We start from the raw sequence: 22849 nt of genomic DNA, 5'->3' as shown, positions 1-22849 counted from the left end.
GGAGGCCACATGTCTTTCCCATTGCCAATCCGGCCGGGACTGGCCGCGGCGGCCTGCGCCCTGCTGCTGGCCGGCTGCGCCGGATTTTCCGCCGATGGTGGCTTCGGCACCGCGGCCACCGCCGCGCGCGAGCGCCTCGGCAAGGAGGCCATCTGGGTCCGCTCCGACCAGGACCGCGCCGCCGTCTACGAGCGCACCCAGGCCTTGCTGGCGCAGCCGCTCGACGCCGACAGCGCCGTGCAGATCGCGCTGCTCAACAATGCCGGCCTGCAGGCGGCCTTTGCGGACCTGGGCATTTCCGAGGCCGAGTATGTCCAGGCAACGCGCCTGCCCAATCCGGGATTCTCCTTCAGCCGCACGCGCCAGGGCGACGACCTCAAGATCGACCGCGCCATCTCTGTCGGCCTGATGAACCTGCTGGTGCTTCCGCTGGCGGCCCGCATCGAGCAGGACCGCTTTACCCAAACCCGGCTCGCCGTGGCCGACACTTTGCTGCGCCAGGCGCTGGAAACTCGCAAGGCCTTCGTCAACGCGGTGGCCGCGGAGCAATCGGCGCGCTATGCGGAGCAGGTCAAGAACGCCGCCGAAACAGGCGCGCTGTTCGCCCGCGACCTGGCGCGTGCAGGCAACGTCAGCGCGCTCGATCACGCGCGTGAGCAGGCCTTTTACGCCGAGGCCGCGACCCAGCTGGCCCGCACCCGGCAGCAGGCACTGGCCGCGCGCGAGCAGCTCACGCGCCGGCTTGGCCTGTGGGGCACCGGCGCGCAATACCGGCTCCCCGAACGCCTGCCGGACTTGCCGAAGGGGCGTCCCGCCATGGCGGACCTGGAGGGCTATGCCATTGCCAGCCGCCTCGACCTGCAAGCCGGCAAGCTGCAACTGGATAGCCTGGCGCGCTCGCTTGGACTGACCCGCGCTACGCGCTTTATCAGCGTGCTGGACGTGAGCTACCTGCACAACTCGGAAACCGGCAAGCCGCGCGAGACCGGCTACGGCATCGATATCGAGATCCCGCTGTTTGACTGGGGCGGCGCCCGCGTGGCGCGTGCCGAAGCGGTCTACATGCAGGCCGCCAGCCGGCTCGCCGAGCGTGCCATCAATGCCCGCTCGGAAGTGCGCGAGACCTACGCCAGCTATCAGGCGCGCTACGACATCGCCCGGCATTACCGCGACGAGGTAGTGCCGCTGCGCAAGCGCATCTCCGACGAAGGCATGCTGCGCTACAACGGCATGCTGGTCAGCGTGTTCGAGCTGCTGGCCGACGCGCGCGAGCAGGTCGGCGCCGTCAACGGCTATCTCGATGCGCTGCGCGAATACTGGGTGGCCGAAACCGAGCTGCAAGGCGCGCTCGGCGGACGGCTGCCGGACGGCAGCGCATTGCCTGCGCCTGCATCCCCCACCCCGGCCTCGCCCGCCACGCCCAAAGGACAATGACCATGGTTACCCGAAGACAATTCCTGCATGGCTCCGGCGCCACCATGCTCGGCGCGGCGCTGGTGACGCGCGCCGGCGCCGCGGTGCTGCCCGAGGCCGCGCTGCAAGCCAGCCCCGCCACCCAGCCGCCGCTGGCGCCTGCCACTGGCCGCCCGTACAACCCGGTAGTGACCCTCAACGGCTGGACCCTGCCCTGGCGCATGCGCCAAGGCTGGAAGGAGTTCCACCTGGTGGCGGAGCCCGTCGAGCGCGAGTTCGCGCCCGGCATGAAGGCGCACCTGTGGGGCTACAACGGCCAGAGCCCCGGCCCCACCATCGAGTGCGTGGAAGGCGACAAGGTGCGGATTTTCGTCACCAACAAGCTGCCGGAACACACCACCGTGCACTGGCACGGCATCATCCTGCCGGCGGGCATGGACGGTGTCGGCGGCCTCTCACAGCCGCATATCCCGCCCGGCATGACCTTTGTCTACGAGTTCGAGATGAAGCACGCCGGCACCTTCATGTACCACCCGCATTCCGACGAGATGGTGCAGATGGCAATGGGCATGATGGGTTTCCTTGTGGTGCATCCGAAAGACCCGGCGCAGATGCGGGTCGATCGCGATTTTGTGTTCCTGATCTCGGCCTACGACATCGACCCCGGCTCCTACACGCCGCGCGTGGCCGAGATGACGGATTTCAATATGTGGACTTGGAACAGCCGCGTGTTCCCGGGCATCGACAGCCTGCCGGTACGCCTGGGCGATCGCGTGCGGATACGCTTTGGCAACCTGACCATGACCAACCACCCGATCCACCTGCACGGGCACCGCTTCGAGGTGAGCGGCACGGACGGTGGCTGGGTGCCCCCGTCCGCGCGCTGGCCGGAGGTGACCACCGACGTGGCGGTGGGACAGATGCGCGCCATCGAATTCATCGCCGACAACCCCGGCGACTGGGCCTTCCACTGCCACAAGTCCCACCACACCATGAACGCGATGGGCCATCAGCTGCCGACCATGATCGGCGTCAAGCAAAAGGACCTGGCCAAGCGGATGAACGCGCTGGTACCGGAGTACATGGCGATGGGCGAGGCAGGCATGGCGGACATGGGCGGCATGGAGATGCCGTTGCCGGACAACACCTTGCCGATGATGACAGGACAGGGACCATTCGGGCCGATCGAAATGGGCGGCATGTTCACGGTGCTCAAGGTGCGCGCCGGACTTGGCCGCAACGACTACCGCGACCCCGGCTGGTATCGCCATCCCAAAGGCACGGTTGCCTTCGAATACGCCGGCACGCCAGGCGCCAGCCAATGACCACGCCAGCCAGAAAAAGGAAAGACAACATGCGAAACAGGAAATCCCGCGCCGCTACCGCCTGGATGGCGGTGGCCAGTGCCGTTGCCCTCGCCCTCCCGTGCGCCGGCGCCATCGCCGCCGGCAACCACGGCGGCCATCATGCCGGCGAGGCCGCCAGCGCCGCCAGCGCTATTGGCGAGCCTGGCGACGCGGCCAGCGTGAGCCGCACTATCCAGGTCAGCATGACCGACAACATGCGCTTCAGCCCGGCCAATATCCAGGTCAAAGCTGGCGAGACCGTCCGCTTCGTGGTGCGCAACGAAGGCAAGCTACGGCATGAGATGGTGCTCGGCACCGAAGCCGACCTGAAGGCGCACTACGCCGAGATGCTGAAGATGCCCGAGATGGAACACGCCGACCCGAACGCCGTCACGCTCGAAGCCAGCCAGCGCGGCGACATGGTGTGGCGCTTTACGCGCAGTGGCCGGGTGGACTTTGCCTGCCTGCAGCCCGGCCACTATGACGCCGGCATGCGCGGCAAGGTCAGCGTGCGCTAAGCGATTTCGCGGCGCGGCGACACCGCGCCCTGTATTCAATACCAGCCAACCAGGAAGGAATGCAAATGAACCCCAGCAAGAACCTGCTCGCGCTGCTGCCGCTACTGGCAGCCTTCGCCACCTTGCCGGCCCAGGCCGCCACCAATGCCGGCAATGCTCTCGCCCCGGCCAGCGCGGCGCAAGCCGAGGCTGTGCCAATGACCGATGGGGAAATCCGCAAGGTAGATGCCGCGGCTGGCAAGCTGACCATCAAGCATGGCCCCATCACCAACCTGGATATGGGCGCCATGACGATGATCTTCCGCGTGCAAGACCCGGCCCTGCTGGGTCAGGTCAAGGAAGGCGACCAGGTGAGGTTCAGCGTGATCCGGGCCAACGGCGCGCTGACGGTAACCGCGCTGGTGGTGCAGCCGCCAGGGAAGTAAGAGGATGTTTTTCCGACGTTTATCCGACCCGGAAGAAATCGACCGTCTGCCCCGCGTTGACTGCCCGCTGTAGCCACTCCGGACGCTCGCCGGTACCGTCCCAACTCTGGCCCATGGCGTTGCGGTAAAGCGCCCGGGCTGGCTTTTCCGGGTCGGGGGCTGCCGCCGGCGCAGCAGCCGGGGGCGCAACGGCCAGCGTGGCCCTTGGCACTGCCTGAGCCGGTGCCGGCGGAGCCGGGGGGACAGCGAAACAGCCCGCTTCGAGTAAATCGTCGAGCGTGAGGCCGTGGCGATCCATCTGCTCACGGACCCACGTCGCCGCGGCTAGTTTGGCTTCATCAGACTCTGACATGACTTTCGTAATTGACTTTGCCGCCGGACAGATGGCCGGCAAAGCGGAGGAAGGGGGGGCAATCCAGCGGGTCAAGCCGCCTGTGAGGCAAGATTTTACAGGGTCTTGCGTCTTTGCTGGCGCAGACATTTCCTAAGCGTTAATGCCAGTTGCCGCGCGGCCCCTGGCACTCCCTCCGATCCCGCCAACGCACCGCAAGGTGCACACTCCGTCTCTCGGCGCCCGCCCGCATGCCAAAGCAGCGGCGACACTAGGCCAGGCAGGCGGCATTGACAATGCCGGCCGCCAGCGATACCACCCCCATCAGCGCACCCATGCCGCGATTATCCGCGGTGATTTCCTCGCTGACGCCGCGCAGCGCCCGCGCCACCAGCACATAGGCCAGCACCTGCACCACGAAGGCGCCAAAGCCCCACAGCACGAACATCGAGAAGGCGGCATTGTGCTGGATGCTGGCCGAGAGCGTCAGCGAAAACCCTAGCACCGCGCCGCCCAGCGACAAGGCCGCCGCCACATTGCCCTGGCGTATCAGTTCGAACTCACGGTGCGGCGTGATCCGCGTGTATACGAGCAGAAACAGCCCCAGCATGGCGAAGCTCGAGAGAATATAGATCAGGTAGGCGTAGACCGGTTGTAGGGGCAATGTCATGTGGATTCCTGGTTGGGTTGGACCGGATTTGGAGCGAATCTGAAAGGGTGCGATGCGGCCTTAGCCGCCGCCGGAGCGCCCAGACCCGCCAAAGCGGCTGGTAAAGCCGCCGCGCGAGGACACGGCAGGCGCCCGGCTGACAGCGGCCGCGCGCATCGACATGCCGCCGCTCGCGCCACGCCCGAGACTGCCGCGGCTCAGCGTGGCCTCCTCGACCATCGTCGCATGCGGCGTGCCCGGCGCCTGGCTCACGCGGGTCAGGTTGCCGTTGCTGTCATAGACACCCATGGGCCGCGAATTGCCGCTCGACATGTCGCGCCGGGTCTGCGTGCCGTCTGGGTGGTAGACGGTGCCGGACTCGGTGTAGTACGGGCCGTACCAGCGGGCCATGCCGCCGTGATATCCGCCGTAGTAGCCGCCGCCATGGCCACCGCTGCTCGTGCTGGCGCTGCTGCCGTCGCTACCACCCGTATCCGCCAGGCTGGAGGCGTAGATGTTGTCGAGCGGCACGCCCTCGCAATCCTCGGGCGCATTCCAGTCAGCCACGCAATCGGCTTGCGAGGCATAGCTGGCACGCCGCACGGTGACGGCTTCATCGTCGCCATCATCGCGGCATGAACCGATCACCGCCACGCCGGCCGCCAGCGCGCAAGCGCCGATCAGCCATAGCGCCGGCGAGCGGGACTTGCGCCGGAGCGCGGGCTGGCCGGACCATGCGGACCGGCTGGAGCCGCTCGCCCGCGGCTGGTAGGAGCTGCCGTACTTTGACGGCTGGCCGCCCTTCTTGCCTTTCTTCTTGGCCATTGCGCTGCGTTTCTCCTTTCTTCGGATTAGCCGTGCTGAAAATAATGCGGGACGAAGAAGCTGGTGTTCTTGGCGATCGGTCCCAGTTCCTCGCGCACGCACAGGCCACTGGGCACGTCGTCGACCAGCCATACGCCGAGCGTGGTGTAGCGATCGTCAAAGCGCTGCGCGCTCGCGTAAGCCTGGTAGATGAAGCCTTCCTCGCCGTACTCGCCGGGATTCTCGAAACGCCCCTGCGGGGTCACCAGCGCCACGCTCTCGCCCTCGCGCGACAGGAACGGCTTCCTGGCGTAAGAGCGCCCGGCAAAGGTGGCTTCGCGAAACGAGGCCTCGAGCAGATTCGGATGGCCGGGGAACAGGTCCCACAGGATCGGCAGGATGGCCTTGTTGGAGAGCACGGCCTTCCAGGGTGGCTCCACCCATCGCACCGCACTGCCCGCCAGCTCCGTGCGATAGTCGGAAGTGGCCATCCATTCCCACGGGTAGAGCTTGAAGACCAGCTCCATCGGCTGGTCGTCGCCGTCGTAGAAGCCGCCGCGCCCATCGGAGCCAACCTGCTCCAGGTCGGTGAGCTTGACCGACCACCCTGCCTGCAGCGCCGTGTCCATCAGGTACTCGACATTGCAGACATCCTCCTGGCTGTCAAACATGCAGGCAAAATGCAGGACCTTGGCGTCGCGATAGTGGCGGCGCAGCCATTGCCAGCGCGACACCAGCGCTTCATGCAGGCTGTTGAACTGGTCGGCATCCGGGCGCACCGCCGCCTTCCAGAACCATTGCGCCAGGCTCGATTCGATCAGCGAGGTGGGCGTATCGGCGTTGAACTCGTACATCTTGGGTACGCCAAGCGCATCCATGGTCATGTCGAAGCGGCCGAACAGCGTCGGCTCGTCGCGGTCCCAGGAGGTGCGGATCAACTCGGCAAAAACCGGGGCAATGGCGAGCCGCGCAAACAGGTTGTGGTCAATCACGTGCTGCACGGCTTCCAGGCAGCGCTGGTTCAGATCGAGCGCGGCGGCATACAGCGCCTCGATCTCATGCGCCTCGAACTCGTAGGCGACGTCTTCGCGCCAGTAGAAGAACGTGTTGCGATCCACCTGGCGCGGCAGGTTTTGCTCGTCGAGCGAGTGGAAGTGAAAACCGATGCGCTCAAGCTGCTGCGGCCAGTCGGCACGCGGGGTCTGGGCAATGCGTTTCATGGCAGGGCGATCTCCGCGGCGCTCGGCGTTGGCGCCGGCGCGGATGCGGTAATGAGGAATTCGTCGAAGGCCAGCGAGCGACGGCCCGGCCTGGGCGTCCAGTCGGTGAAGCGCGTGACGAGAGGCGCCCACCAGCCGGCTGCGTGCTCCAGCACCGCGTGGTGATCCATGGCATCGGACTCGGTCACACCGCGCGCCGGATTGGCCTGCGCCCAGCGCATCCCGGCGACGATGCTGGAGGCCACCTGCAGGCTGGTGGCGGAGTTGTGCGGCGCCAGCGCGCGTGCCCGGTGGATGTCGAGCTGCGAGCCGTGCCACACCGCACCATGGCGCCCGCTCATCAGCAGCACGCCAAGCTCATCCACGCCATCGACGATCTCGTCCTTGAGGATGCGGTGGCTGGCAATGCGGCTGGCGTCGCGCTCGCCCAGCCACTGCATGGATGCCATCGTGGCGCGGGTGGGACGGTAGGCGTAGTAGGCCGTGGGCCGGTAATGCGGCTCGCCGGGCGTGGCACAGCTGAAATACTCGGCAATCGAGATCGATTCGTTGTGCGTGATCAGGTAGGCATCGAACGGACCGTGCAGCGCGGACCAGGAGCGCACACGGGTGCGGTGCCCGGGCCGGTCCAGCACGATCGCCGCATCGCTGCCGTAGCCATGGCGCCGGCCACCGGCAGGCAGCGCGGGCTCGTGGCTGCCCCAGCCCAGTTCGGCGTCCTGCAGGCATTCCGTGATGAAGCCGTCGGCCGACCAGGTATTGGCGAATTCGCCGTGCGCCGGATAGCCCGGGGCGCACTGGCTGTCGTGCTCCGCCACCTGGATCACGCGCACGTCGAGCCGGCGCGCGAGCCGGGCCCAGCCAGCCTGGTCCTGCGGTGGGGTGTCCGGCACGCCGGCGTGCCGCGCGAGTTTCAGCAAGGCCGCCTTGACCAGTAGCGAGACCAGCCCGGGATTGGCGCCATGAGCAACCAGCGCGGTGGACATCCGCTCGCGGCCGCGGGCAAATGCCAGCATCTCGCTGCGCAGAGCGTAGTTGCTCAGATGGGATGAGGCGGCGCCGTCTTCGTAGTCCCATGGTTCGATGCCGCTATCTAGGTAGAGCGCATGGTGTGCCTGCGCCAGCGCGATCAGGTCGCGGCTGCACACGGCGGGCGCCAGGTTAAGCAGGCAGGTTTGCGCCCCCAGCAGCGGACTCAGCACCCGCGCAAAGTTGTCCGGCGCTACCGTGGCATGCAGCGGCGTGGCCCGGTATTGCCGGGCCAGCGCCAGGCGGTGGGCGTCCATGGCCCGGTCGACAACCGTAACCGCCGCTTCCGGGTGCGCCTGCGCCAGCAAGGGCAGGATGGCCTGGCCGATGCAGCCAAAACCGACAATGACGATATGCTCGATGCGCTTGCTAGACATGATGACAAACAACGTGCCGGGCCAACACGCGGGCTGGGCCGGCAAAATTCAAAGAAAAATGAGGACGAAGGCGATGGACCCGCTCAGGGCACCCACCAGTACCGCGTGATGTGAAAGAAGATCGGCGCGGCGAACACCACCGAATCCAGCCTGTCCAGCATACCGCCGTGGCCCTGGATCATCTGGCCCCAGTCCTTGATGTTGCGGTCGCGCTTGATGGCCGACATCACCAGCCCGCCCAGGAAGCCCATCAAGGCGATCACCAGCGCGATCAGCCCCGCCTTCCAGGGTGAGCCGTACGGCGTGATCCACCAAAGCGAGGCGCCCAGCGCGGTGGCGCTGGCCACGCCGCCGACAAAGCCTTCCACGGTCTTGGACGGCGACAGCAGCGGCGCGATCTTGGTCTTGCCTAGCAGCTTGCCCCACACGTACTGCAGCACGTCGCTGCCCTGCACCACGATCACCAGGAATGCGATCAACAGCAGGTTGCGATCCTCGAAGCCCGGAATCGGCAAGGTCAGCAACGCCGGCACATGCGATACGCAGAACACGCAGATCATCACCGCCCACTGCACCCCCGCGCAACGCTCGAGAAAGCGCGTGGTCTCCGCAGACAGCGCTGAAAGTATGGGCAGGATCAGGAAAGCGTAGACCGGGATGAAGATGGAAAACAACCCATACCAGCCGGTGTACACCAGCACGTATTGCAACGGCAGGAAGACGAAGAAGGCGGCGACGATGGCGCGATGGTCCCCCCGCCGCGTGGTGGTGATGGTGATGAACTCGCGCAAGGCGAAGAACGACAGCAGGTAGAACAACACGATGATGGCGGTGCGCCCCATCACGAACGCTACCCCTAGCACGCCGATCATCCACCACCATGCCGATACGCGCGCGGCAAGGTTGTCGATGACCGCGTGCGGGCCGCCCCTGGCCACGCGCCAGCGCAGCAGCGCGGTCACCGTGGAAGCCAGCACGAGTACGCCCAGCACGCCGCCAAACAGCAGCCAGGTCTCATGCATCATGGTCAGGTGAGGAAAGGTCATGGGTTCTTAGTCCAGCGCGGGCGCCAGCGTCAGCAGGCCGTCCCGGCAGCGCGCCAGGAAATCATCCTTGGCTTCTTCCGCGCCCAGGGTCAGCGGCTTGCCGAAAGTCACGGTGCACAGCAGCGGCACCGGCACGATCTCGCCCTTGGGCATCACGCGGTTGAGGTTGTCGATCCACACGGGCACGAACTCGATCTCTGTGCAAACCTTCGCCAGGTGGTAGATGCCGCTCTTGAAGGGCAGGAGCCGTTCGTCGGTGGTATTGCGCGTGCCCTCGGGAAACAGGATCAGCGAGTCGCCTTTGCGCACCGCCTGCTGCATCAGGGCCACGGGATCGCTGCCCGGCTCGCTGCGGGTGCGATCGATCAGCAGCGCGTTGAATACATCCTTGCCGATAAAGCGGCGCAAGGCCGACTTGTTCCAGTAATCCGCGCCGGCCACGGGCCGCGTGAGCGAGCGCAGCTCCGGCGGCAGGCAGCCCCAGATCAGCACGAAGTCGCCGTGGCTGCTGTGATTGGCAAAATAGATACGCTGCGCCGCGGCGGGCATGCAGCCGTTCCAACGCGCCTGCATACCGGTCAGCAAGCGCGCGAACAGGATGATGGCGCGCGCCACCAGTCTGGAAATCCACATCGTGTGTTATCTCAGCAGCAGTAGCAGCAAGGCCACCAGCAATTGCAGGGCAGCGAGTCCCGCGGCCCAGTGGAGAAAGCGCAAAGCGCCGCGAGCGCGCTGCACCAGGGATCGCCCGCCGGCCTCGGGACCCGCCCATCCGAGCAGCCCCAGCGCCTGGTCCAGCGAGGCCAGCGTCGAGACTGGATCGGCGATGCGCAAGGCCTCGGCAAGCGCCGCAAACAAGCGGCGGTCGATTGCCACGCGGATCAGCAGCCACAGCTGGACAGCGCCGAGCAACGCCGCCACGATGCCAAGCACCAGATAGACCTGCCCCGCCGGCGACAAGGTACCGGCCAGCAGCAGATTGATGAGTGCCAGCACCAACCCGGCCCAGAGCACGCGGCCGGCGCCATCGAGGCCACCCACCGCAGCCTGCGCCATCCAGTGCCCGGCGGCAGCATCCAGGTGATGGTCGTCATGCATCGGAACGGACATGGCCTGCTCCCCCAGAAGACTGTGCGGCCGCCTGCCGGCGGCGGATGAATTGCGACAGCGCCGCCACGCTATCCGGGCCCAGCACCACGGCCGGGCGCCCCTTGCGCAGCAGGGCCAGCGCCTGCCCGGCATCGCGCGCGCCGGCGTGGCCCGCGAGCCAGGCGGCGGCCACCAGCGCGCTGCGCGAATAACCAAGCGCGCAGCATACAAGCACCTTGCGGCCATCGCGATGCCATGATTCAAGCACGGCCACCGCTTCGTCCAGTTGCGCCGGCGCGGGCACCGTCAGGTCCAGCACCGGCACGCAGCGGTACCAGGCGGCATCCGCCAGCCGCGGCAACTCGGCGGTCAGGTCGAGCACGGCATCGGCCCCGAGGCGGCGCAATTCGGCGCCGCCGGGGAAGCGGCCGACCCAGAGGCCGGGCACGATCTGGCTGGCGCCGGGCTGGCGGCGCGTCCACCAGCGTGAGTTGGCCAGCGCGCCCAGCAGGTAGGGCGCCAGCACCCAGCGCGCGGCCATCGGCATGGTGCCGTCGTGCCGCTTCTGGAACATGGCCGGAACGCCCTGCCGGTAGATCGCCGCGACGCAAGCCAGCGACAGGGCCAGCCAGCCCAGCAGCAAGGCGGCCAGGGCCGAGGCGGGCAATAACGCCAGCGCTACCGCCCCGACGGACAGTGCGCCCACTGCGTAGCGCCCGGCCAGTTGCCGCGTTCGCACGCGGGCAGCGGGCACCGCATTGCCCTGCCCCATCCCGAAGGGAAACAGGAAAACGCAGAACCAGCCCACCAGCCAGCCGGTGGGCACGTCGATGACATGGTGCTGGTACGTGGTCAGCACCGACACACCGATCAGCGCGGTCCAGCCGTGCAGCAGCCAGCGCCAGGCCCCGCGCGCGTGCACGGCATAGGCCACCCACAGGATCACCAGCAGGCTGATGTGCAGTGACGGCGCCTGGTTGAACGGCTTGTCGAAGCCGCCCAGCAACGTGAAGAGGTGGCCGGGCACGCCGTCGGCCTGCGGGCGATCAAAGGCGAATCGCAGCGGAAAGGCAATGAAGCAGGCAACCGAGATCAGTTGCGCCGCCAGCAAGCGCTTGGCATGGACGAGCAGGTCGGCACGCGTGCGCCAGAGGAAAAAGGACAGGCCGTAGAGCAGGTCGATCGACCAGTACGGCACGATGCTCCAGGGCACAAAGGGAATATGCCGCTCCCATTCAAAATAGAAGAACGGGACGTCGGCACGCTGGCTCGCCAGCCAGTTGGCCAGCCCATAGGACGAGAAAAACAAGGCGCCCATGCCGGCCAGCAGGACCAGGGCAAGGCCCCAGGGGCGAGCCTCGGCAGCGCCCGGCTCCCCTGCGGCCATGTCCGCGGCCCCGTCTTCGGCCTGCTGGCGCAGCATCACGCGACCCTGCGCGCCAGGCTGACTGTGAAGATGCCCCACGGGTCGATGCGCTGCGCGATCTTCTCGAAGCCGGCTTGCCGGACCAGTTCATCCATCTCCGCTTGCGAGCGGCGCCGCATCACCCAGGCCGAGCCTGCGCGATGGCTGGTGAGCGCCCGCGCAATGAACTCGAGCTGCGGATGCCAGGGCTGCCCGGTATAGACCAGGTAGCCGCCCGGCGCCACCGCCCGCGACAGGCCGCCAAGCGAACGAGACACCATGCCGTTGTCGCCGAACAGCTCATACAGGCCTGAGACGATGGCCAGCGTGGGGGCCGGATCGAGCGCGGCGAGATCGTCGCCGTCGAAGGCGTCGCCCTTCTCGAAGCGGGCAATATCGGACAGGCCCTTGCTGCGGATCAGCGCGCGGCCCTGTTGCACGTTGATATCGCTGTAGTCGCGCAGCAGGATGCTCTGCACCTGTTGCGCGGCCGCTCCGTTGATGCCCTTGGCTGCCAGCGCCTCCAGCACGTAGCGGCCATGGCCCGCGGCGATATCGACGATGCGCACCGGCACGCCGGCGGCGCGCAGGCTGCCGATGGCAACGCCAAGCAGCTCCTCGATGTTCACCTTGCGCTGGCGGATGCCCCGCCAGCCAATCGCGTCCAGGTAGTTGCGGTCGACCATCGAGCCGACGCCAAACCGCCCCTGCGCCTTGTTGCAGTAGACGTAGTCGAGCGTGGAGCCAGAATCGAAACCGGTCTTGTGCCCGAGCCGCACCCCGTCGGACAGCAGGCCGCCGAACTTCAGGCCGGCGCGCGTGAGGCCCCAGTAAATGCCTGCCGGGCTGGCCGCGGACAGCGGCTGCGCCAGCCGGTCGGACTCATCCTTGAAGGCGCCGCCGCGATCGGCGTTCAGCAAGGAGACCGGCGCCGATGGCGTCTCGAATTCGCGCACGATAAAGCGCCGCGCCGCCGCCACGGCCTGCGCGCGGTCGCGCTCGCCCAAGGTGTCGTGGTAGAAGCCGTCCAGCACGATGCGCTCCTTGACGCTGGAGCCCAGCCGCTCATAGAACGCATCCTGCGGGCCGCGATGCACCACCCAGTCCGCGCCGGAGATCAGCAACTGCGTGGGCACGGTGATGGCGGCCGCATCGGCCACGATGCGATCAGCCGTCTCGTAGAGATCCAGCAGGATATTGACGGCAATCGGGCGCGTAATCAGCGGATCTTGCTGGTAACTGGCGACCCGGTCGGGATCGTGCGTGAGAAACCTGGCCTTGACGTAGCTGTTGACGAAGAACTTGCCCCGCAGCTTGTGCATGAGCTTGAGGCCCGGCCGCGCCAGCGGCACGTAGAGCTTGACCTTGAACGCCGGCGAAGCCAGCACAAGGGCGCGGATCCGCGGCGCGTAGTCGTGCACCCACGTTGACGCCAGGACAGCGCCAACGCTCTGCGCGACCACGGCAATGCGCTCTACCGGAATGCCGTGCTCGGTGGCGATGTGGTCGATGAACGTCTGGATATCGCGCACCGACGTGGCCAGGCTGGGGCTATAGCCGCGCTCGCCCGGCGAACGGCCATGGCCACGCGCGTCCCAGGCGAAGAAGGCGTGGCCGGGCAAGCCCAGTTCGTCCACCAGGTGGGCGATGCGGCCCGAATGCTCGTGCCCGCGGTGAAACAGCACAACGGCGCCCTGCGGCGCCTGGCCTGTGGCAGGCGCCGCAGGCCAGTGGCGATAGAACAGCGACTGGCCATCGTGGGTTTCGAACTGTGACTCAATAGCGGTACGGCCGGTTTGACTATCCACGTAGTATCACTCCACGGGTTGGGAAGACGATTTGGCGTGCGGGGCTGCCTGGGCACGGGCCTGGCGTGCCTGCTCGCCCTCGGCCACGCCGCGGCGCACCCGGTTGGCGATGGTCAGCAACGACAGCAGCGACAACAGCACCCACAGCCAGTGAGCGGCATGCGCCAGGCTCAGCCCGAGGCCTGCCCATAAGCCCAGCGCACCCAGCACCAGGGCCCGGTCGCTCTTGCCCAGGGGGCCATCGTAGCGGCGGCTGGCACCGGCCAGCGGCCCGATCAGGCCAGCGCACTCGACGATGACGGCCAGCAGCGCGAACACCATGATCTCGCCAGCGCCAAACGGCGCAACGAGGGCGAACGGCAGGATCAGCGCAATATCGGAGACGATGTCCCCAAGTTCGTTGAGATAGGCGCCCAGCAAGCTCTGCTGCCCGTGCTCGCGGGCCAGCATGCCGTCGATGGCGTTGAGCGCCATGCGCACGAACAGCCATAGCGGCATCAGCAGGAAGACGCCCGGCAGCCAGGCCAGCGCGGCCACCAGCGCCCCCACCACCAGTGACCCGCCAGCCGCCGCCAGCGTGACCTGGTTGGCGGTGACGCCGCGCGCGGCGAGGCGCTTCACCAATGGCCGCAGAAGGGCCTGGAACTTCGGTTTGATCTGGTAAAGCGTCATGTTTCACGACCTTTTCAGGCCTAATGTCATCTTCGGTCGTCATTTTCGGCCATGGTATCCGCGCCCGCGGCCACTGGCCATGCCGGACCCGTTGCTCAGCCTCGCTGCAGCCGCCTTTGACGCGCGGATGGTGTGCTGCACGCCCGACAATCGGGCAAGCATAGCTTGATTGCGCGTTTTCGCCAATCACTAAGAACTTATGAGATTTTTGGCACATTTTCGACACAGTTTGGGCGTGCCGAGCCAAGTTGCTACCCGCCAGGATTAGCGAGTCACGCCAGTTGGCAAAAGTTGGGGCGCAACGGGGAGAAATTGCGCGAACTTCGAAGGCGTTGGAACTTGTGGAAATCACGTGGCGGCGGACAAGGAGTGCCGCCGAGGCAACGCCCGCCGCATGACAGCATTGTCATGTGCCGGTCATGTTGTCGTGGGTGCCTGTTTGTTAGACTGCCAGCACGGTCGATCGAAAGAGATTGCCCGCCCCTCGAATCCTCGGAGAAAAACAATGCGTACACTCAAGCAAGCCCTGCTCGCCACTGCGCTGGCCGCCACCCTTGGCGGTGTCGCCAGCCTCGCCAGCGCCGCCCCGCGCAGCGTGGACCCGTATCTCGATGGCGCGGCCACCGGCCAGGCGCGAGACATTTACACCCAGGGCGCCAACAAGCTCGGCCCGCGCGACCCGTTCACCGACGGCGCACGCAGCGGCACGCGGGACCCGTTCACCGACGGCGCGCGCAACGGCACCCGCGACTCGTTCAGCGACGGCGCATAAGCATCGGCGCCGAGCGCCGCCGATCAGCGGATCTCGCTGTAGATTTGCCTGGCTTCGTTGGCCGAAGCTAGCGGGCGCCCAAGCGTGCGCGCGCCTTCGGCCGCCTGCCCGACAAGTGCCGCGTTGCCTGGCGCGGTGCTGCCGTCGCGCAGCTTCAGGTTGTTCTCGAAGCCCACCCGCACGTGCCCGCCAAACGCAGCGGCCGTGGTCACGCAGGCATTCTCCTCGCGCCCGAAGGCGCAGATTGCCCACGGCAGCGCGCCGTCATAGACCTGCAGGAACGGCAGCAGGTCGCGCGGCGACGATACCTGCCCCGCCGAATACCGGCCCAGCACAAACAGCACCGACCACGCACCCGGCGGCACCAGCCCGCGCGCGCGCAGCGCTTGCCAGCGCGCCACGTCGGCTGCGTCGTACAGGATGATCTGCGTCAACACCCGCTCGCGTGCCAGCCAGGCCAGGAAATCGGCCAGCTCGGCCTCGGCAATGTCCGGCACGGCGATCTCGCGCAGCCCGATGGAAACTGCCTCCGGGCGCAGCTCGCGCACCATGGCGATCTGCTCGGCCGCGCGGTAGATGCCGGCGGCTTCGCTGGTCACCTGGACCAGCAAGGCATCGCCCACTTCTTTCTTCACCACGGCAAGCGCTTCGCGATAAATCTGTGGATCCAGCGAATGACGGCCGTCGGGCTGGCGCACGTGCATGTGCATCATGGCCGCGCCGGCTTCCAGGCAGGCCCGCGCGTCCGCCGCCAGTGCCGCCGCGGTCAGCGGCACGGCCTGGTGGTCCTTGGCGGTCTTGTAGGCGCCGTTGGGCGCGACGGTAATGATCAGCGGCGAATCCGCCAGCAAGGTGTGTTCACTCATAGTGCGCTCTGGTCGACCTGGTCGATCTAATCGATTTAGTAAATCTGGTGGATCTGGCGAGGTTCAGGGTTCGATCTTGGGCAGCTCGGGCGCGATCAGGTCGAGCCCCGCGCGCAGCAGCCGATCATAGCGCTCACGTTCCGCGGCGATGGTCTGCGGCATCCACTGGTAAAAGCCTTCACCGCTCTTCATGCCGTGGCGGCCGTCCGCCGCGCGCTCGGTCAGGCACCGGGCCGGCTCCGCCGCGTTGTTGAACGTGGGATACATGGTAGCCCCGGCCGCCGCGTGCACGTCGATGCCAGCGTGGTCGCGCTGCATGACCGGCCCGGCGGCCAGGAAACGAAAGCCGAAGCCAAAGCGGACCGCCGCATCCACATCCTCGGGCGAGGCGATGCCGCGGTCGATCAGGTCGAAGGCTTCGCGCGACAGCGCGTGCTGCAGGCGGTTGGCGAGGAAACCCGGCAAATCCTTCTTCACCTTGACCGGCACCATGCCGCAACGCCGCATGAAAGCGATCAAGGCGTCGGCGCCCGCCTCGGCGCTGCCCTCGCCCAGCACCACCTCCACCAGCGGCACCAGGTGCGCGGGCATGAAGAAATGCAGGCCGAGCATGCGCTCGCGGGTGGGCAGGCCCGCGCCGATGGCGCTGATCGGGAAACTCGAGCTATTGCTGGCGAGGATGGCATCCGGGCGCGCACGCTGGGCCAGGTCGGCGAACAGCGCACGCTTGATGTCGAGCCGCTCGGGGATGCACTCGATCACCAGGTCGACCGTGCTCCAGTCGACCGTGTCGAGCCCTGCGGCTACCGTCAATCCCGCCAGGCCAACCTCGGCCGCAGGGCCAATCGCGGCGAGATTGGCGGCTACCCTTGCGGCGACTGCCTGCGCGCGCGGCGCATCCGGCTCCACGACGGTGGTGCGGCAGTGCGCACGGGTGAGCACCACGGCCACGTCGGCGCCCATGGTGCCGCCGCCTACCACCACGGCGTGTGCGGTGCCAGGTGCGGCTAGCGAAAAGTGGGCGGCGTCGGGCATGGCGTTCCTTTGAACTGTCTGGTGTTGTCGTTGGGCGGCTGAACCCGTGTTTGCCATGAAAATATGGCGAAAACATCGCCTGCGCCACGTCATGGCCCGGGTTCAGCGGGATTGACCATGAGTGTAGACAAGCCGCTTTGATTGATGAATCAGATTTTCTGGATAGAATGATCGACAATCAAGATCAATCCGCCGTCCATGCCGTGAAAATCAATCTGTCGATGCGCGATGTCGAGACCACCCTGGTGCTTGGCCGCACCCTGAACTTCCGCCAGGCAGCGGGGCAGTTGCACCTGTCACAATCGGCGCTGTCCACCCAGATCCTGCGCATCGAGGAATCCCTCGGCGTGCGGCTGTTCGATCGCACCACCCGCACCGTGCGGCTGACCGCGGCAGGCGAAGTCTTCATGCAGCAGGCTGCGATCCTGCAGGCCGCCTTCCGGGACGCCATCGACGCCGTGAGCGGCATTGCCAGCGCCGAGCGCGGCCATGTTGCGGTGGCCGCCCTGCCCTCGCTGGCCGCCCGCCTGCTGCCGCGCGTGCTGATGGCCTACCGGCGGGAGCATCCCAAGGTCACGCTCAAGGTCTTCGATACGCTCTCCGGCCCGGCCTTCGACCTGGTGCGTGCGGGCGAGGTGGATTTCGCGCTGACCGCGGCCGACCCGCAGCAGGCGGACCTGCACTACGACCCCATGATGTCCGACCGCTTCGTGTTGCTGATTCCCAGCGAGCACCCGCTGGCCCACGGCAAGGGGCCGGTGCGCTGGGCCGATACGGTGGACGCCGGCCATGTTTCCATGACGCACCCCAGCAGCGTGCGCCAGTACGCCGAATGGGCCTTCCTGCAGAACCGTATCCGCTTCCAGCCGGTGTTCGAGGCCGAGCACCTGGCCACCATCGCGGCCATGGTCGAATGCGGCTTCGGCGTGGCGGCGCTGCCTGAGATTGCGGCCGGCACGGTGCGCCAGGCCGGCATTGTCGAGCGCTTGCTCACCGCGCCGGTGACGGAGCGCTCGATCGGGCTGGTGACGGCACGCAACCGCAGCCTGTCGCCCGCGGCGGCGGCGCTGGTCGGCGTGCTGCGCGCCCACCTGGCCCAAGCCGACGGCGGTGTTGCCGATCCGGCATGAGCGAGCGGGGACGGGATCGCGAGAAGCGGTGGGCAAAGCGGTGGGCAAAGCGCACAAGGCTTGAAAGCGCGCGCGATATCGCGGTATGTTCGGAGCCGGCAGCCACCTAAGCGCAAGGATCCCTTAGTGACACAGTCGTCGCCCACAGTACACACAATGCAACCCGGGCCCTCCCGCGCCCGGCAACGGAGGCGCGCTTGAATATCGTCGTCGACGTGCTCATCCTGGCGGGCGCGCTGCTGGCCATCGTGGCGGTGGTGCAGGTCGCCGCCGCCAAGCTGGCACTGCCTGAGTCCACGCTGCTCTCGGCCATCGGCATCGCTATCGGCGCGGGCTATGTAGCCGTCGACGCCGCCTACCCGCAGTTCGCCTTGCATTTCCTCCATCCCCTGATCGACCCGGCGCTCCCGCCCGAGGCCTATCTGTGGATCTTCCTCCCGCCTTTGCTGTTCCACGCCGCGCTGACCGCCGATGTGCGCAGCATGTTGCCGGACGCCGCGCCGATCCTGCTGCTGGCCATCGTCGCGGTGATCGTGGCCACGGGCGTGATCGGGCTGGTCACCACGCTGGTCAGCGGCGCCAGCCTGGTGGTGTGCCTGCTGCTGGGCGCGGTGGTAGCCACCACCGACCCGGCCGCGGTGATCGCCATCTTCCGCGATGTCGGCGCGCCCGGCCGGCTGATCCGGCTGGTGGAAGGCGAGAGCCTGCTCAACGACGCCGCCGCCATTGCCATTGCCGGCGTGCTGGTGGCCATGCTGACCGGCCATGGCGCCGAGGCCACGCTGGCCGCTGGCGCGCGGGAACTGGCCTGGTCATTCGTGGGCGGCGTGGTGTGCGGCGCGATCGCCGGACGCCTGCTGGCCGACCTGCTGCCGCGCCTGGCCGGGCTGGCCATGGCCGAGGGCGCGCTGACGCTGGCGCTGCCCTATCCGCTCTACCTGCTTGCCGACCAGTTGCTCGGCGTGTCCGGGGTGGTGGCCGTGGTATGCGCCGGCCTGATGGTGAGCGCGCTCGGGCCCACCCGGCTGAGCCCGCGCAACTGGAACCACATGCGCATGATCTGGGAGCAGTACGCCGGCATCACGGGGGCCGTCGTGTTCTTGCTGGCGGCGGTGCGCGTGCCGTCCTTGCTGGCCGGGGTGACCGTGCATCACGGCTTGCTGCTGCTGGCACTCGTAGTGGCCGCGCTGGGGGCGCGCCTGCTCACGCTGTTCGGCTTGCTGCCACTGCTCTCCTGGCTGAAGGTCAGCGCGCCGATCAGCAATGCCTACAAGCTGGCCATTGCGTGGGGCGGCCTGCGCGGCGCGGTGACGCTGGTGCTGGCGCTGGGCATCGCCGAGAACGAGGCGCTGCCGTACGAGGCACGGCACTTCATCGCCATCCTGGCCACCGGATTCGTGCTGGTCAGCCTGCTGCTCAACGGCACCACCCTGCGCGGGCTCATCCACCGGCTCGGGCTGGACCAGCTCACCGCCCAGGACCGGGCATTGCAGCAGCAGGCCATCCAGCTCTCCACCGAGGAGGTCGAAACCACGCTCAACCACATCGCGCAGACCTTCGACCTGCCTCCCGCGGCGGCGCGCGAGGTGGCGCAGCACTACCGGCGCGACATCGAGCTGGGCGCGCTGGAGTTCGATTTCGACGCCGCGCTATCCGAGCGCGACCGCGTCACCATTGGCCTGGTCACGCTGGCCACGCGCGAGCGCGAACTGATCCCGGAGTACGGCGACGGTGTGATCTCGGTAGCCAACCTCGACGCCATGATGCGCAACACCACGCTGATGATCGACGCCGCGCGCGAGCATGGCCGCCTGGGCTACAACCGCGCCGCCCGGCATATCCTGGATTACCAGCGCGGCTACCGCGTGGCGCTCTTCCTGCACCAGCGCCTGTCGATCGACCGGCCGCTGGCCCACGCGCTGGCCGACCGCTTCGAGCTGCTGGTCTGCCGCCAGACGGTGCTGGAGCGGCTGCGCCAGTACAACCGCTCGCTGCTCACGCCGGTGTTCGGCGCGCGCATGGCGACCTTGCTGGACGGCGTGCTGGAGGAGCGCGTCAAATCGGCCGGCGGTGGCCTGGATGAGATGCGCGCGCAATTCGGCGGCTACACGGTGGCACTGGAGAAGCGCCTGCTGATGCTGTTTGCCCTGCGCAAGGGCCAGCGTTCGCTGGAGGCCATGCGCGAGGAGAAGGTCATTTCCAGCCAAGCCTACAACCAGATAGCGCGAGTGATCCAGCGCGCGTGGCGGGCCAACCTGGCGCGTCCGCCGCTACGCAGCGCGCTGTCCGCGCAACCGATGCCAGCGCCGGAGTCGCCGTCGCGCGAGTGAGGGCCGCCATGCTTCGCGCAAGTTGTCGCGCCAGGCGGCGCTGCCAGCGCGATCAGGGTGAATCCGCCTGGACGGCCGGTTCCGGCTGGTACCGGACCGTGTTGTTGCGTCCGTTGCGCTTGGCCTGATAGAGCGCGATATCCGACTTTTTCAGCACCTCGCCAACCTCCTCCGCCGAAGAAGGAAAATGCGCGACGCCAAGCGAAACCGTCACGACCCCACCGGTGGGGTTAGGCGTCTTTTCCACAGCCTCGCGCAAACGCTCCGCAATCAGGAACGCATTGTCCGCGGTCGTGCCGGGCAGCAAGATAACGAACTCCTCCCCGCCGTTGCGGCATGTCATGTCGCCGCCCCGGGAGCCGGCCCGCATCAGGCTAGCGATATGCGCCAGCACCTCGTCACCGACATCGTGCCCGTAGCGGTCATTGATCGACTTGAAGTGGTCCACGTCGAGCGTGATGACGGCAAAGGACTGCCCGCCAAGCGCGTACAGGCTGAGCGCATTGCCCAGCCCGCGCCGATTGCGCAGCCCCGTCAGTGCGTCGGTGATGGATTCATGGTTGAGCCGGTCCAGCTTGCTGCTGGTCAGGCTCATGCCCCGCAGCAGCGCCTTCTTGAGACGATCGGCTTCGACATACCTGGCCTGGATCCGCTCGATCCGCTCCATCCCGTCGGGCGTGGTGCCCATCCGGGCATCATCGGCCAACTGCCCCAGCGGCCGCGAGATCCAGCGGGAAAACCACAAGATAAAGACCAGCGACAGAAGCAGGATGGGAATGCTGTTGCCGAATGTCACCAGCACCAGGTCATTCAGATCGGCTAACGTGGCTTGCGTGGATCTTTGCGCCACGATGCCCCACCCGGTGGACGCGACCGGCGCATAGCCTGCAAGCATCTCGACACCGTACTGGTTCATTATCTGCTGCGCGCCCGCTGCGCCGCTGGTTACCGCCAGCACGACCGAATTCTTGAAGATCGACTTGCCAACATGGGTGTCGTCCGGGTGAAAAATCACGGTGCCCTTACGGTCCACCACATAGACATAAGAGCTATCCCGATAATAATGGCTATCGAGAATCTCATGCAGCAGGTTCTTGGCATTCAGATAAATCGTACCCCCGACATAACCAAGCAGCCGCCCCTCCGCATTAATTATGGGATGGGAAATAAAGATAATCAGCCGCCCGCTGGAAGTTGTAAAGGGCTCGCTGATCGCCGGGGTGCGGGTGGTCAGGAGCGTGTGCCCCCAATCGGACCTCACGCTCTGTCCGGCCCGGCGCAAGGCCGCTGGCGACACGGATAGCACCATGCCGTCCTGGCGGACGATGGCCACCGAGTTCAGGCTCCTGGTCTGCAAGCGCAAGCGCTCGGCCTCCTCGTTCACACGGGCCGGATTGTCCATGGCCGCAGCTAGCAAACTGGCGCTGTATGCCAGTTGCTGCATGGTGCTTTCAAGATGGGCTCCCGTGGACTCAGCCAGCTTGGCCGCATAGACACGGTTGGCTTCCAGCGTATTCCGGATCAGCAGGTCGCGCTGCACGCGGTAACTGGAGTACAGCGCATTGGCCATGGTCAGCAGGACCGATCCCAGGGCCAGGAGCAGGATCAGACCACCTAGCCCTATTTTGGGCGAGCGCTCCGGAGGCGGCTTACACGGTTGCGCTGACATCTCTTTTGCAGGCCGACAATCTTCAGAATCTTCAGAAGGGACCGATTTTAGCACGGTCCGCTGGCTAATATTCCTGCCACAACGCGCAAATGCCAGCCCTCGCGGTTAAGATTGGGAAATGGATTTCAAGTTTCCCCTCGACTGGCGTATTGATTTTCCCCAATATTTCCATTAACCATGCCCGGGAGACAAATAATGTAATGTTAATGTACTAAGCAGGCCCTCCGGCACGCTCTCGTTCTGCTGCGAGGTAAGCGTCGCGCGAGGGCAGCAGATGGCTACGGCATAGCGCGACAAGATCCTCGCGCCGGCCCTCGCGCAGGGCCTCGATCATGGCCCAGTGTTCCTGTCTGGCACGCTCGCGATAGCCCGCTGCAGCCAGCGACCCAAAGCGGATCGGATGGGCGCGGCGCGCGTATTCCTCGATGGCCTGCCGCAGCACCGCATTGTCGACCAGGGCGAACAACTCCCGGTGAAAGCGCTGGTTGATGCGGAACACCGCACGCGCATCGCCCGCGGCCACCGCAACGTCGTGCTCCTGCTGCACGGCCACCAGCGCCTGCAACCGCACCGCGGGCACCGGCAGCGCGATCAGGCCGGCGGCGTGCGTTTCCAGCACGTCGCGCAGTGCGTACAGCTCCATCACCTCGCGCGCCGGAAAGGCGCGCACCACCGCGCCAACATTGCGCTTGCGCTCGACCACGCCCATGCCTTCCAGCGTGACGAGCAGCTGGCGCACCACATGGCGCTTCAGGTTGAAACGCGCCATCAGGTCGTCTTCGACCAGCCGCTCGCGCGGACTTAGCAAGCCAAAGACGATGTCTTCCTCAAGGATCGCGGCGGCGGCCAGCATGGCTTGGGCACCGCCGGCGGTATCGTCCTGCATGCTATGCGCCGCTTGTGCGCGCGTTCCTG

The 22849-nt window shown here is 66.8% G+C and carries 22 protein-coding genes; 7 read left to right on the top strand and 15 right to left on the bottom strand.

Going from position 1 to position 22849, the window contains the following annotated elements; translation table 11 throughout:
• Positions 1 to 9: 9 nt before the first annotated feature.
• From AC1RQC_RS13795 to AC1RQC_RS13780, 4 genes are all read left to right on the top strand, one after another.
• The gene (locus AC1RQC_RS13795) at positions 10 to 1434 is read left to right on the top strand and encodes a TolC family protein (RefSeq protein WP_492373634.1); all 1425 of its coding nucleotides are present in this window, start codon (positions 10 to 12) and stop codon (positions 1432 to 1434) included.
• A gap of 2 nt (positions 1435 to 1436) precedes the next feature.
• A complete protein-coding gene (locus AC1RQC_RS13790) occupies positions 1437 to 2738 on the top strand; it encodes a multicopper oxidase family protein (RefSeq protein ID WP_492883670.1) in 1302 nt (433 codons plus the stop codon).
• Between the two features lie 29 nt (positions 2739 to 2767).
• Positions 2768 to 3277, top strand: a complete 510-nt coding sequence (locus tag AC1RQC_RS13785) for a cupredoxin domain-containing protein (protein ID WP_492828280.1) — start codon at positions 2768 to 2770, stop codon at positions 3275 to 3277.
• Positions 3278 to 3342: 65 nt separating this feature from the next.
• Positions 3343 to 3702 carry a copper-binding protein gene (locus AC1RQC_RS13780; RefSeq protein ID WP_492373636.1) on the top strand — a complete coding sequence of 120 codons (360 nt, stop codon included), beginning with the start codon at positions 3343 to 3345 and terminating at the stop codon, positions 3700 to 3702.
• Positions 3703 to 3721: 19 nt separating this feature from the next.
• Here the strand turns inward: AC1RQC_RS13780 and AC1RQC_RS13775 are convergent, their stop codons facing one another.
• The 11 genes from AC1RQC_RS13775 to AC1RQC_RS13725 all read right to left on the bottom strand — a co-directional run bounded on the left by AC1RQC_RS13775 (position 3722) and on the right by AC1RQC_RS13725 (position 14132).
• On the bottom strand, positions 3722 to 4054 hold the full coding sequence (locus AC1RQC_RS13775) for an H-NS family nucleoid-associated regulatory protein (RefSeq protein WP_492373637.1): 333 nt from the start codon (positions 4052 to 4054) through the stop codon (positions 3722 to 3724).
• A gap of 250 nt (positions 4055 to 4304) precedes the next feature.
• Positions 4305 to 4703, bottom strand: a complete 399-nt coding sequence (locus AC1RQC_RS13770) for a DUF350 domain-containing protein (RefSeq protein WP_441637696.1) — start codon at positions 4701 to 4703, stop codon at positions 4305 to 4307.
• Positions 4704 to 4763: 60 nt separating this feature from the next.
• Positions 4764 to 5507, bottom strand: coding sequence for a hypothetical protein (locus AC1RQC_RS13765; RefSeq protein WP_492373638.1), 744 nt, complete (start codon positions 5505 to 5507; stop codon positions 4764 to 4766).
• A 26-nt stretch (positions 5508 to 5533) separates the two neighbouring features.
• Positions 5534 to 6706 carry a glutathionylspermidine synthase family protein gene (locus AC1RQC_RS13760; protein WP_492883667.1) on the bottom strand — a complete coding sequence of 391 codons (1173 nt, stop codon included), beginning with the start codon at positions 6704 to 6706 and terminating at the stop codon, positions 5534 to 5536.
• Positions 6703 to 8112 carry a saccharopine dehydrogenase NADP-binding domain-containing protein gene (locus tag AC1RQC_RS13755; protein ID WP_492883665.1) on the bottom strand — a complete coding sequence of 470 codons (1410 nt, stop codon included), beginning with the start codon at positions 8110 to 8112 and terminating at the stop codon, positions 6703 to 6705. The genes AC1RQC_RS13760 and AC1RQC_RS13755 overlap by 4 nt, the downstream gene beginning before the upstream one ends.
• An 83-nt stretch (positions 8113 to 8195) precedes the next feature.
• Positions 8196 to 9158 (bottom strand): phosphatidate cytidylyltransferase, encoded by a 963-nt coding sequence (locus AC1RQC_RS13750; RefSeq protein ID WP_241754747.1) that lies wholly within the window; start codon positions 9156 to 9158, stop codon positions 8196 to 8198.
• A 6-nt stretch (positions 9159 to 9164) separates the two neighbouring features.
• Positions 9165 to 9791: a lysophospholipid acyltransferase family protein gene (locus tag AC1RQC_RS13745; protein WP_416052836.1), complete on the bottom strand. Its 627-nt coding sequence runs from the start codon at positions 9789 to 9791 to the stop codon at positions 9165 to 9167.
• 6 nt (positions 9792 to 9797) lie between these two features.
• Positions 9798 to 10268 carry a hypothetical protein gene (locus AC1RQC_RS13740; RefSeq protein ID WP_492373642.1) on the bottom strand — a complete coding sequence of 157 codons (471 nt, stop codon included), beginning with the start codon at positions 10266 to 10268 and terminating at the stop codon, positions 9798 to 9800.
• Complete coding sequence (locus tag AC1RQC_RS13735) at positions 10249 to 11670, bottom strand: phosphatase PAP2/dual specificity phosphatase family protein (protein WP_492373686.1); 1422 nt, start codon at positions 11668 to 11670, stop codon at positions 10249 to 10251. Before AC1RQC_RS13735 ends, AC1RQC_RS13740 begins: the two co-directional genes overlap by 20 nt.
• The gene (locus AC1RQC_RS13730) at positions 11670 to 13460 is read right to left on the bottom strand and encodes a bifunctional alpha/beta hydrolase/class I SAM-dependent methyltransferase (RefSeq protein ID WP_492373643.1); all 1791 of its coding nucleotides are present in this window, start codon (positions 13458 to 13460) and stop codon (positions 11670 to 11672) included. Before AC1RQC_RS13730 ends, AC1RQC_RS13735 begins: the two co-directional genes overlap by 1 nt.
• A gap of 6 nt (positions 13461 to 13466) precedes the next feature.
• On the bottom strand, positions 13467 to 14132 hold the full coding sequence (locus AC1RQC_RS13725) for a CDP-alcohol phosphatidyltransferase family protein (RefSeq protein ID WP_492373644.1): 666 nt from the start codon (positions 14130 to 14132) through the stop codon (positions 13467 to 13469).
• Positions 14133 to 14637: 505 nt separating this feature from the next.
• Here AC1RQC_RS13725 and AC1RQC_RS13720 point away from each other — a divergent pair.
• Positions 14638 to 14904 carry a hypothetical protein gene (locus tag AC1RQC_RS13720; RefSeq protein WP_253929871.1) on the top strand — a complete coding sequence of 89 codons (267 nt, stop codon included), beginning with the start codon at positions 14638 to 14640 and terminating at the stop codon, positions 14902 to 14904.
• 23 nt (positions 14905 to 14927) lie between these two features.
• On the opposite strand, the gene AC1RQC_RS13715 is transcribed toward AC1RQC_RS13720, so the two are convergent.
• On the bottom strand, positions 14928 to 15770 hold the full coding sequence (locus AC1RQC_RS13715) for a beta-keto acid cleavage family enzyme (RefSeq protein WP_492828271.1): 843 nt from the start codon (positions 15768 to 15770) through the stop codon (positions 14928 to 14930).
• A gap of 63 nt (positions 15771 to 15833) precedes the next feature.
• A complete protein-coding gene (locus AC1RQC_RS13710) occupies positions 15834 to 16805 on the bottom strand; it encodes a 3-hydroxyacyl-CoA dehydrogenase family protein (protein ID WP_492883663.1) in 972 nt (323 codons plus the stop codon).
• 203 nt (positions 16806 to 17008) lie between these two features.
• Here AC1RQC_RS13710 and AC1RQC_RS13705 point away from each other — a divergent pair, with 203 nt between their 5' ends.
• Both AC1RQC_RS13705 and AC1RQC_RS13700 read left to right on the top strand, forming a co-directional pair.
• On the top strand, positions 17009 to 17935 hold the full coding sequence (locus AC1RQC_RS13705) for a LysR family transcriptional regulator (RefSeq protein WP_492373687.1): 927 nt from the start codon (positions 17009 to 17011) through the stop codon (positions 17933 to 17935).
• Between the two features lie 197 nt (positions 17936 to 18132).
• Positions 18133 to 20265, top strand: coding sequence for a cation:proton antiporter (locus AC1RQC_RS13700; RefSeq protein ID WP_492883661.1), 2133 nt, complete (start codon positions 18133 to 18135; stop codon positions 20263 to 20265).
• Between the two features lie 52 nt (positions 20266 to 20317).
• On the opposite strand, the gene AC1RQC_RS13695 is transcribed toward AC1RQC_RS13700, so the two are convergent.
• On the bottom strand, positions 20318 to 21889 hold the full coding sequence (locus tag AC1RQC_RS13695) for a sensor domain-containing diguanylate cyclase (RefSeq protein ID WP_492373688.1): 1572 nt from the start codon (positions 21887 to 21889) through the stop codon (positions 20318 to 20320).
• Between the two features lie 256 nt (positions 21890 to 22145).
• Positions 22146 to 22820: a GntR family transcriptional regulator gene (locus tag AC1RQC_RS13690; protein ID WP_492373647.1), complete on the bottom strand. Its 675-nt coding sequence runs from the start codon at positions 22818 to 22820 to the stop codon at positions 22146 to 22148.
• Positions 22821 to 22849: the final 29 nt, after the last annotated feature.

Source organism: Cupriavidus sp. GW822-FHT03E04 (assembly GCF_058801495.1).
Note: the sequence above shows the minus strand (reverse complement) of the source record. Positions and strands in the feature narration are given on the sequence as shown.

Excerpts from the sequence above, each read along its gene's own strand:
- AC1RQC_RS13785 (WP_492828280.1), top strand. The coding sequence starts at position 2,768 with ATGCGAAACAGGAAATCCCGCGCCGCTACCGCCTGGATGGCGGTGGCC.
- AC1RQC_RS13735 (WP_492373686.1), bottom strand. The coding sequence starts at position 11,670 with ATGCTGCGCCAGCAGGCCGAAGACGGGGCCGCGGACATGGCCGCAGGG.
- AC1RQC_RS13740 (WP_492373642.1), bottom strand. The coding sequence starts at position 10,268 with ATGTCCGTTCCGATGCATGACGACCATCACCTGGATGCTGCCGCCGGG.
- AC1RQC_RS13770 (WP_441637696.1), bottom strand. The coding sequence starts at position 4,703 with ATGACATTGCCCCTACAACCGGTCTACGCCTACCTGATCTATATTCTC.
- AC1RQC_RS13790 (WP_492883670.1), top strand. The coding sequence starts at position 1,437 with ATGGTTACCCGAAGACAATTCCTGCATGGCTCCGGCGCCACCATGCTC.
- AC1RQC_RS13795 (WP_492373634.1), top strand. The coding sequence starts at position 10 with ATGTCTTTCCCATTGCCAATCCGGCCGGGACTGGCCGCGGCGGCCTGC.
- AC1RQC_RS13775 (WP_492373637.1), bottom strand. The coding sequence starts at position 4,054 with ATGTCAGAGTCTGATGAAGCCAAACTAGCCGCGGCGACGTGGGTCCGT.
- AC1RQC_RS13710 (WP_492883663.1), bottom strand. The coding sequence starts at position 16,805 with ATGCCCGACGCCGCCCACTTTTCGCTAGCCGCACCTGGCACCGCACAC.
- AC1RQC_RS13715 (WP_492828271.1), bottom strand. The coding sequence starts at position 15,770 with ATGAGTGAACACACCTTGCTGGCGGATTCGCCGCTGATCATTACCGTC.
- AC1RQC_RS13745 (WP_416052836.1), bottom strand. The coding sequence starts at position 9,791 with ATGTGGATTTCCAGACTGGTGGCGCGCGCCATCATCCTGTTCGCGCGC.
- AC1RQC_RS13725 (WP_492373644.1), bottom strand. The coding sequence starts at position 14,132 with ATGACGCTTTACCAGATCAAACCGAAGTTCCAGGCCCTTCTGCGGCCA.
- AC1RQC_RS13760 (WP_492883667.1), bottom strand. The coding sequence starts at position 6,706 with ATGAAACGCATTGCCCAGACCCCGCGTGCCGACTGGCCGCAGCAGCTT.
- AC1RQC_RS13720 (WP_253929871.1), top strand. The coding sequence starts at position 14,638 with ATGCGTACACTCAAGCAAGCCCTGCTCGCCACTGCGCTGGCCGCCACC.
- AC1RQC_RS13765 (WP_492373638.1), bottom strand. The coding sequence starts at position 5,507 with ATGGCCAAGAAGAAAGGCAAGAAGGGCGGCCAGCCGTCAAAGTACGGC.
- AC1RQC_RS13750 (WP_241754747.1), bottom strand. The coding sequence starts at position 9,158 with ATGACCTTTCCTCACCTGACCATGATGCATGAGACCTGGCTGCTGTTT.
- AC1RQC_RS13780 (WP_492373636.1), top strand. The coding sequence starts at position 3,343 with ATGAACCCCAGCAAGAACCTGCTCGCGCTGCTGCCGCTACTGGCAGCC.
- AC1RQC_RS13755 (WP_492883665.1), bottom strand. The coding sequence starts at position 8,112 with ATGTCTAGCAAGCGCATCGAGCATATCGTCATTGTCGGTTTTGGCTGC.
- AC1RQC_RS13690 (WP_492373647.1), bottom strand. The coding sequence starts at position 22,820 with ATGCAGGACGATACCGCCGGCGGTGCCCAAGCCATGCTGGCCGCCGCC.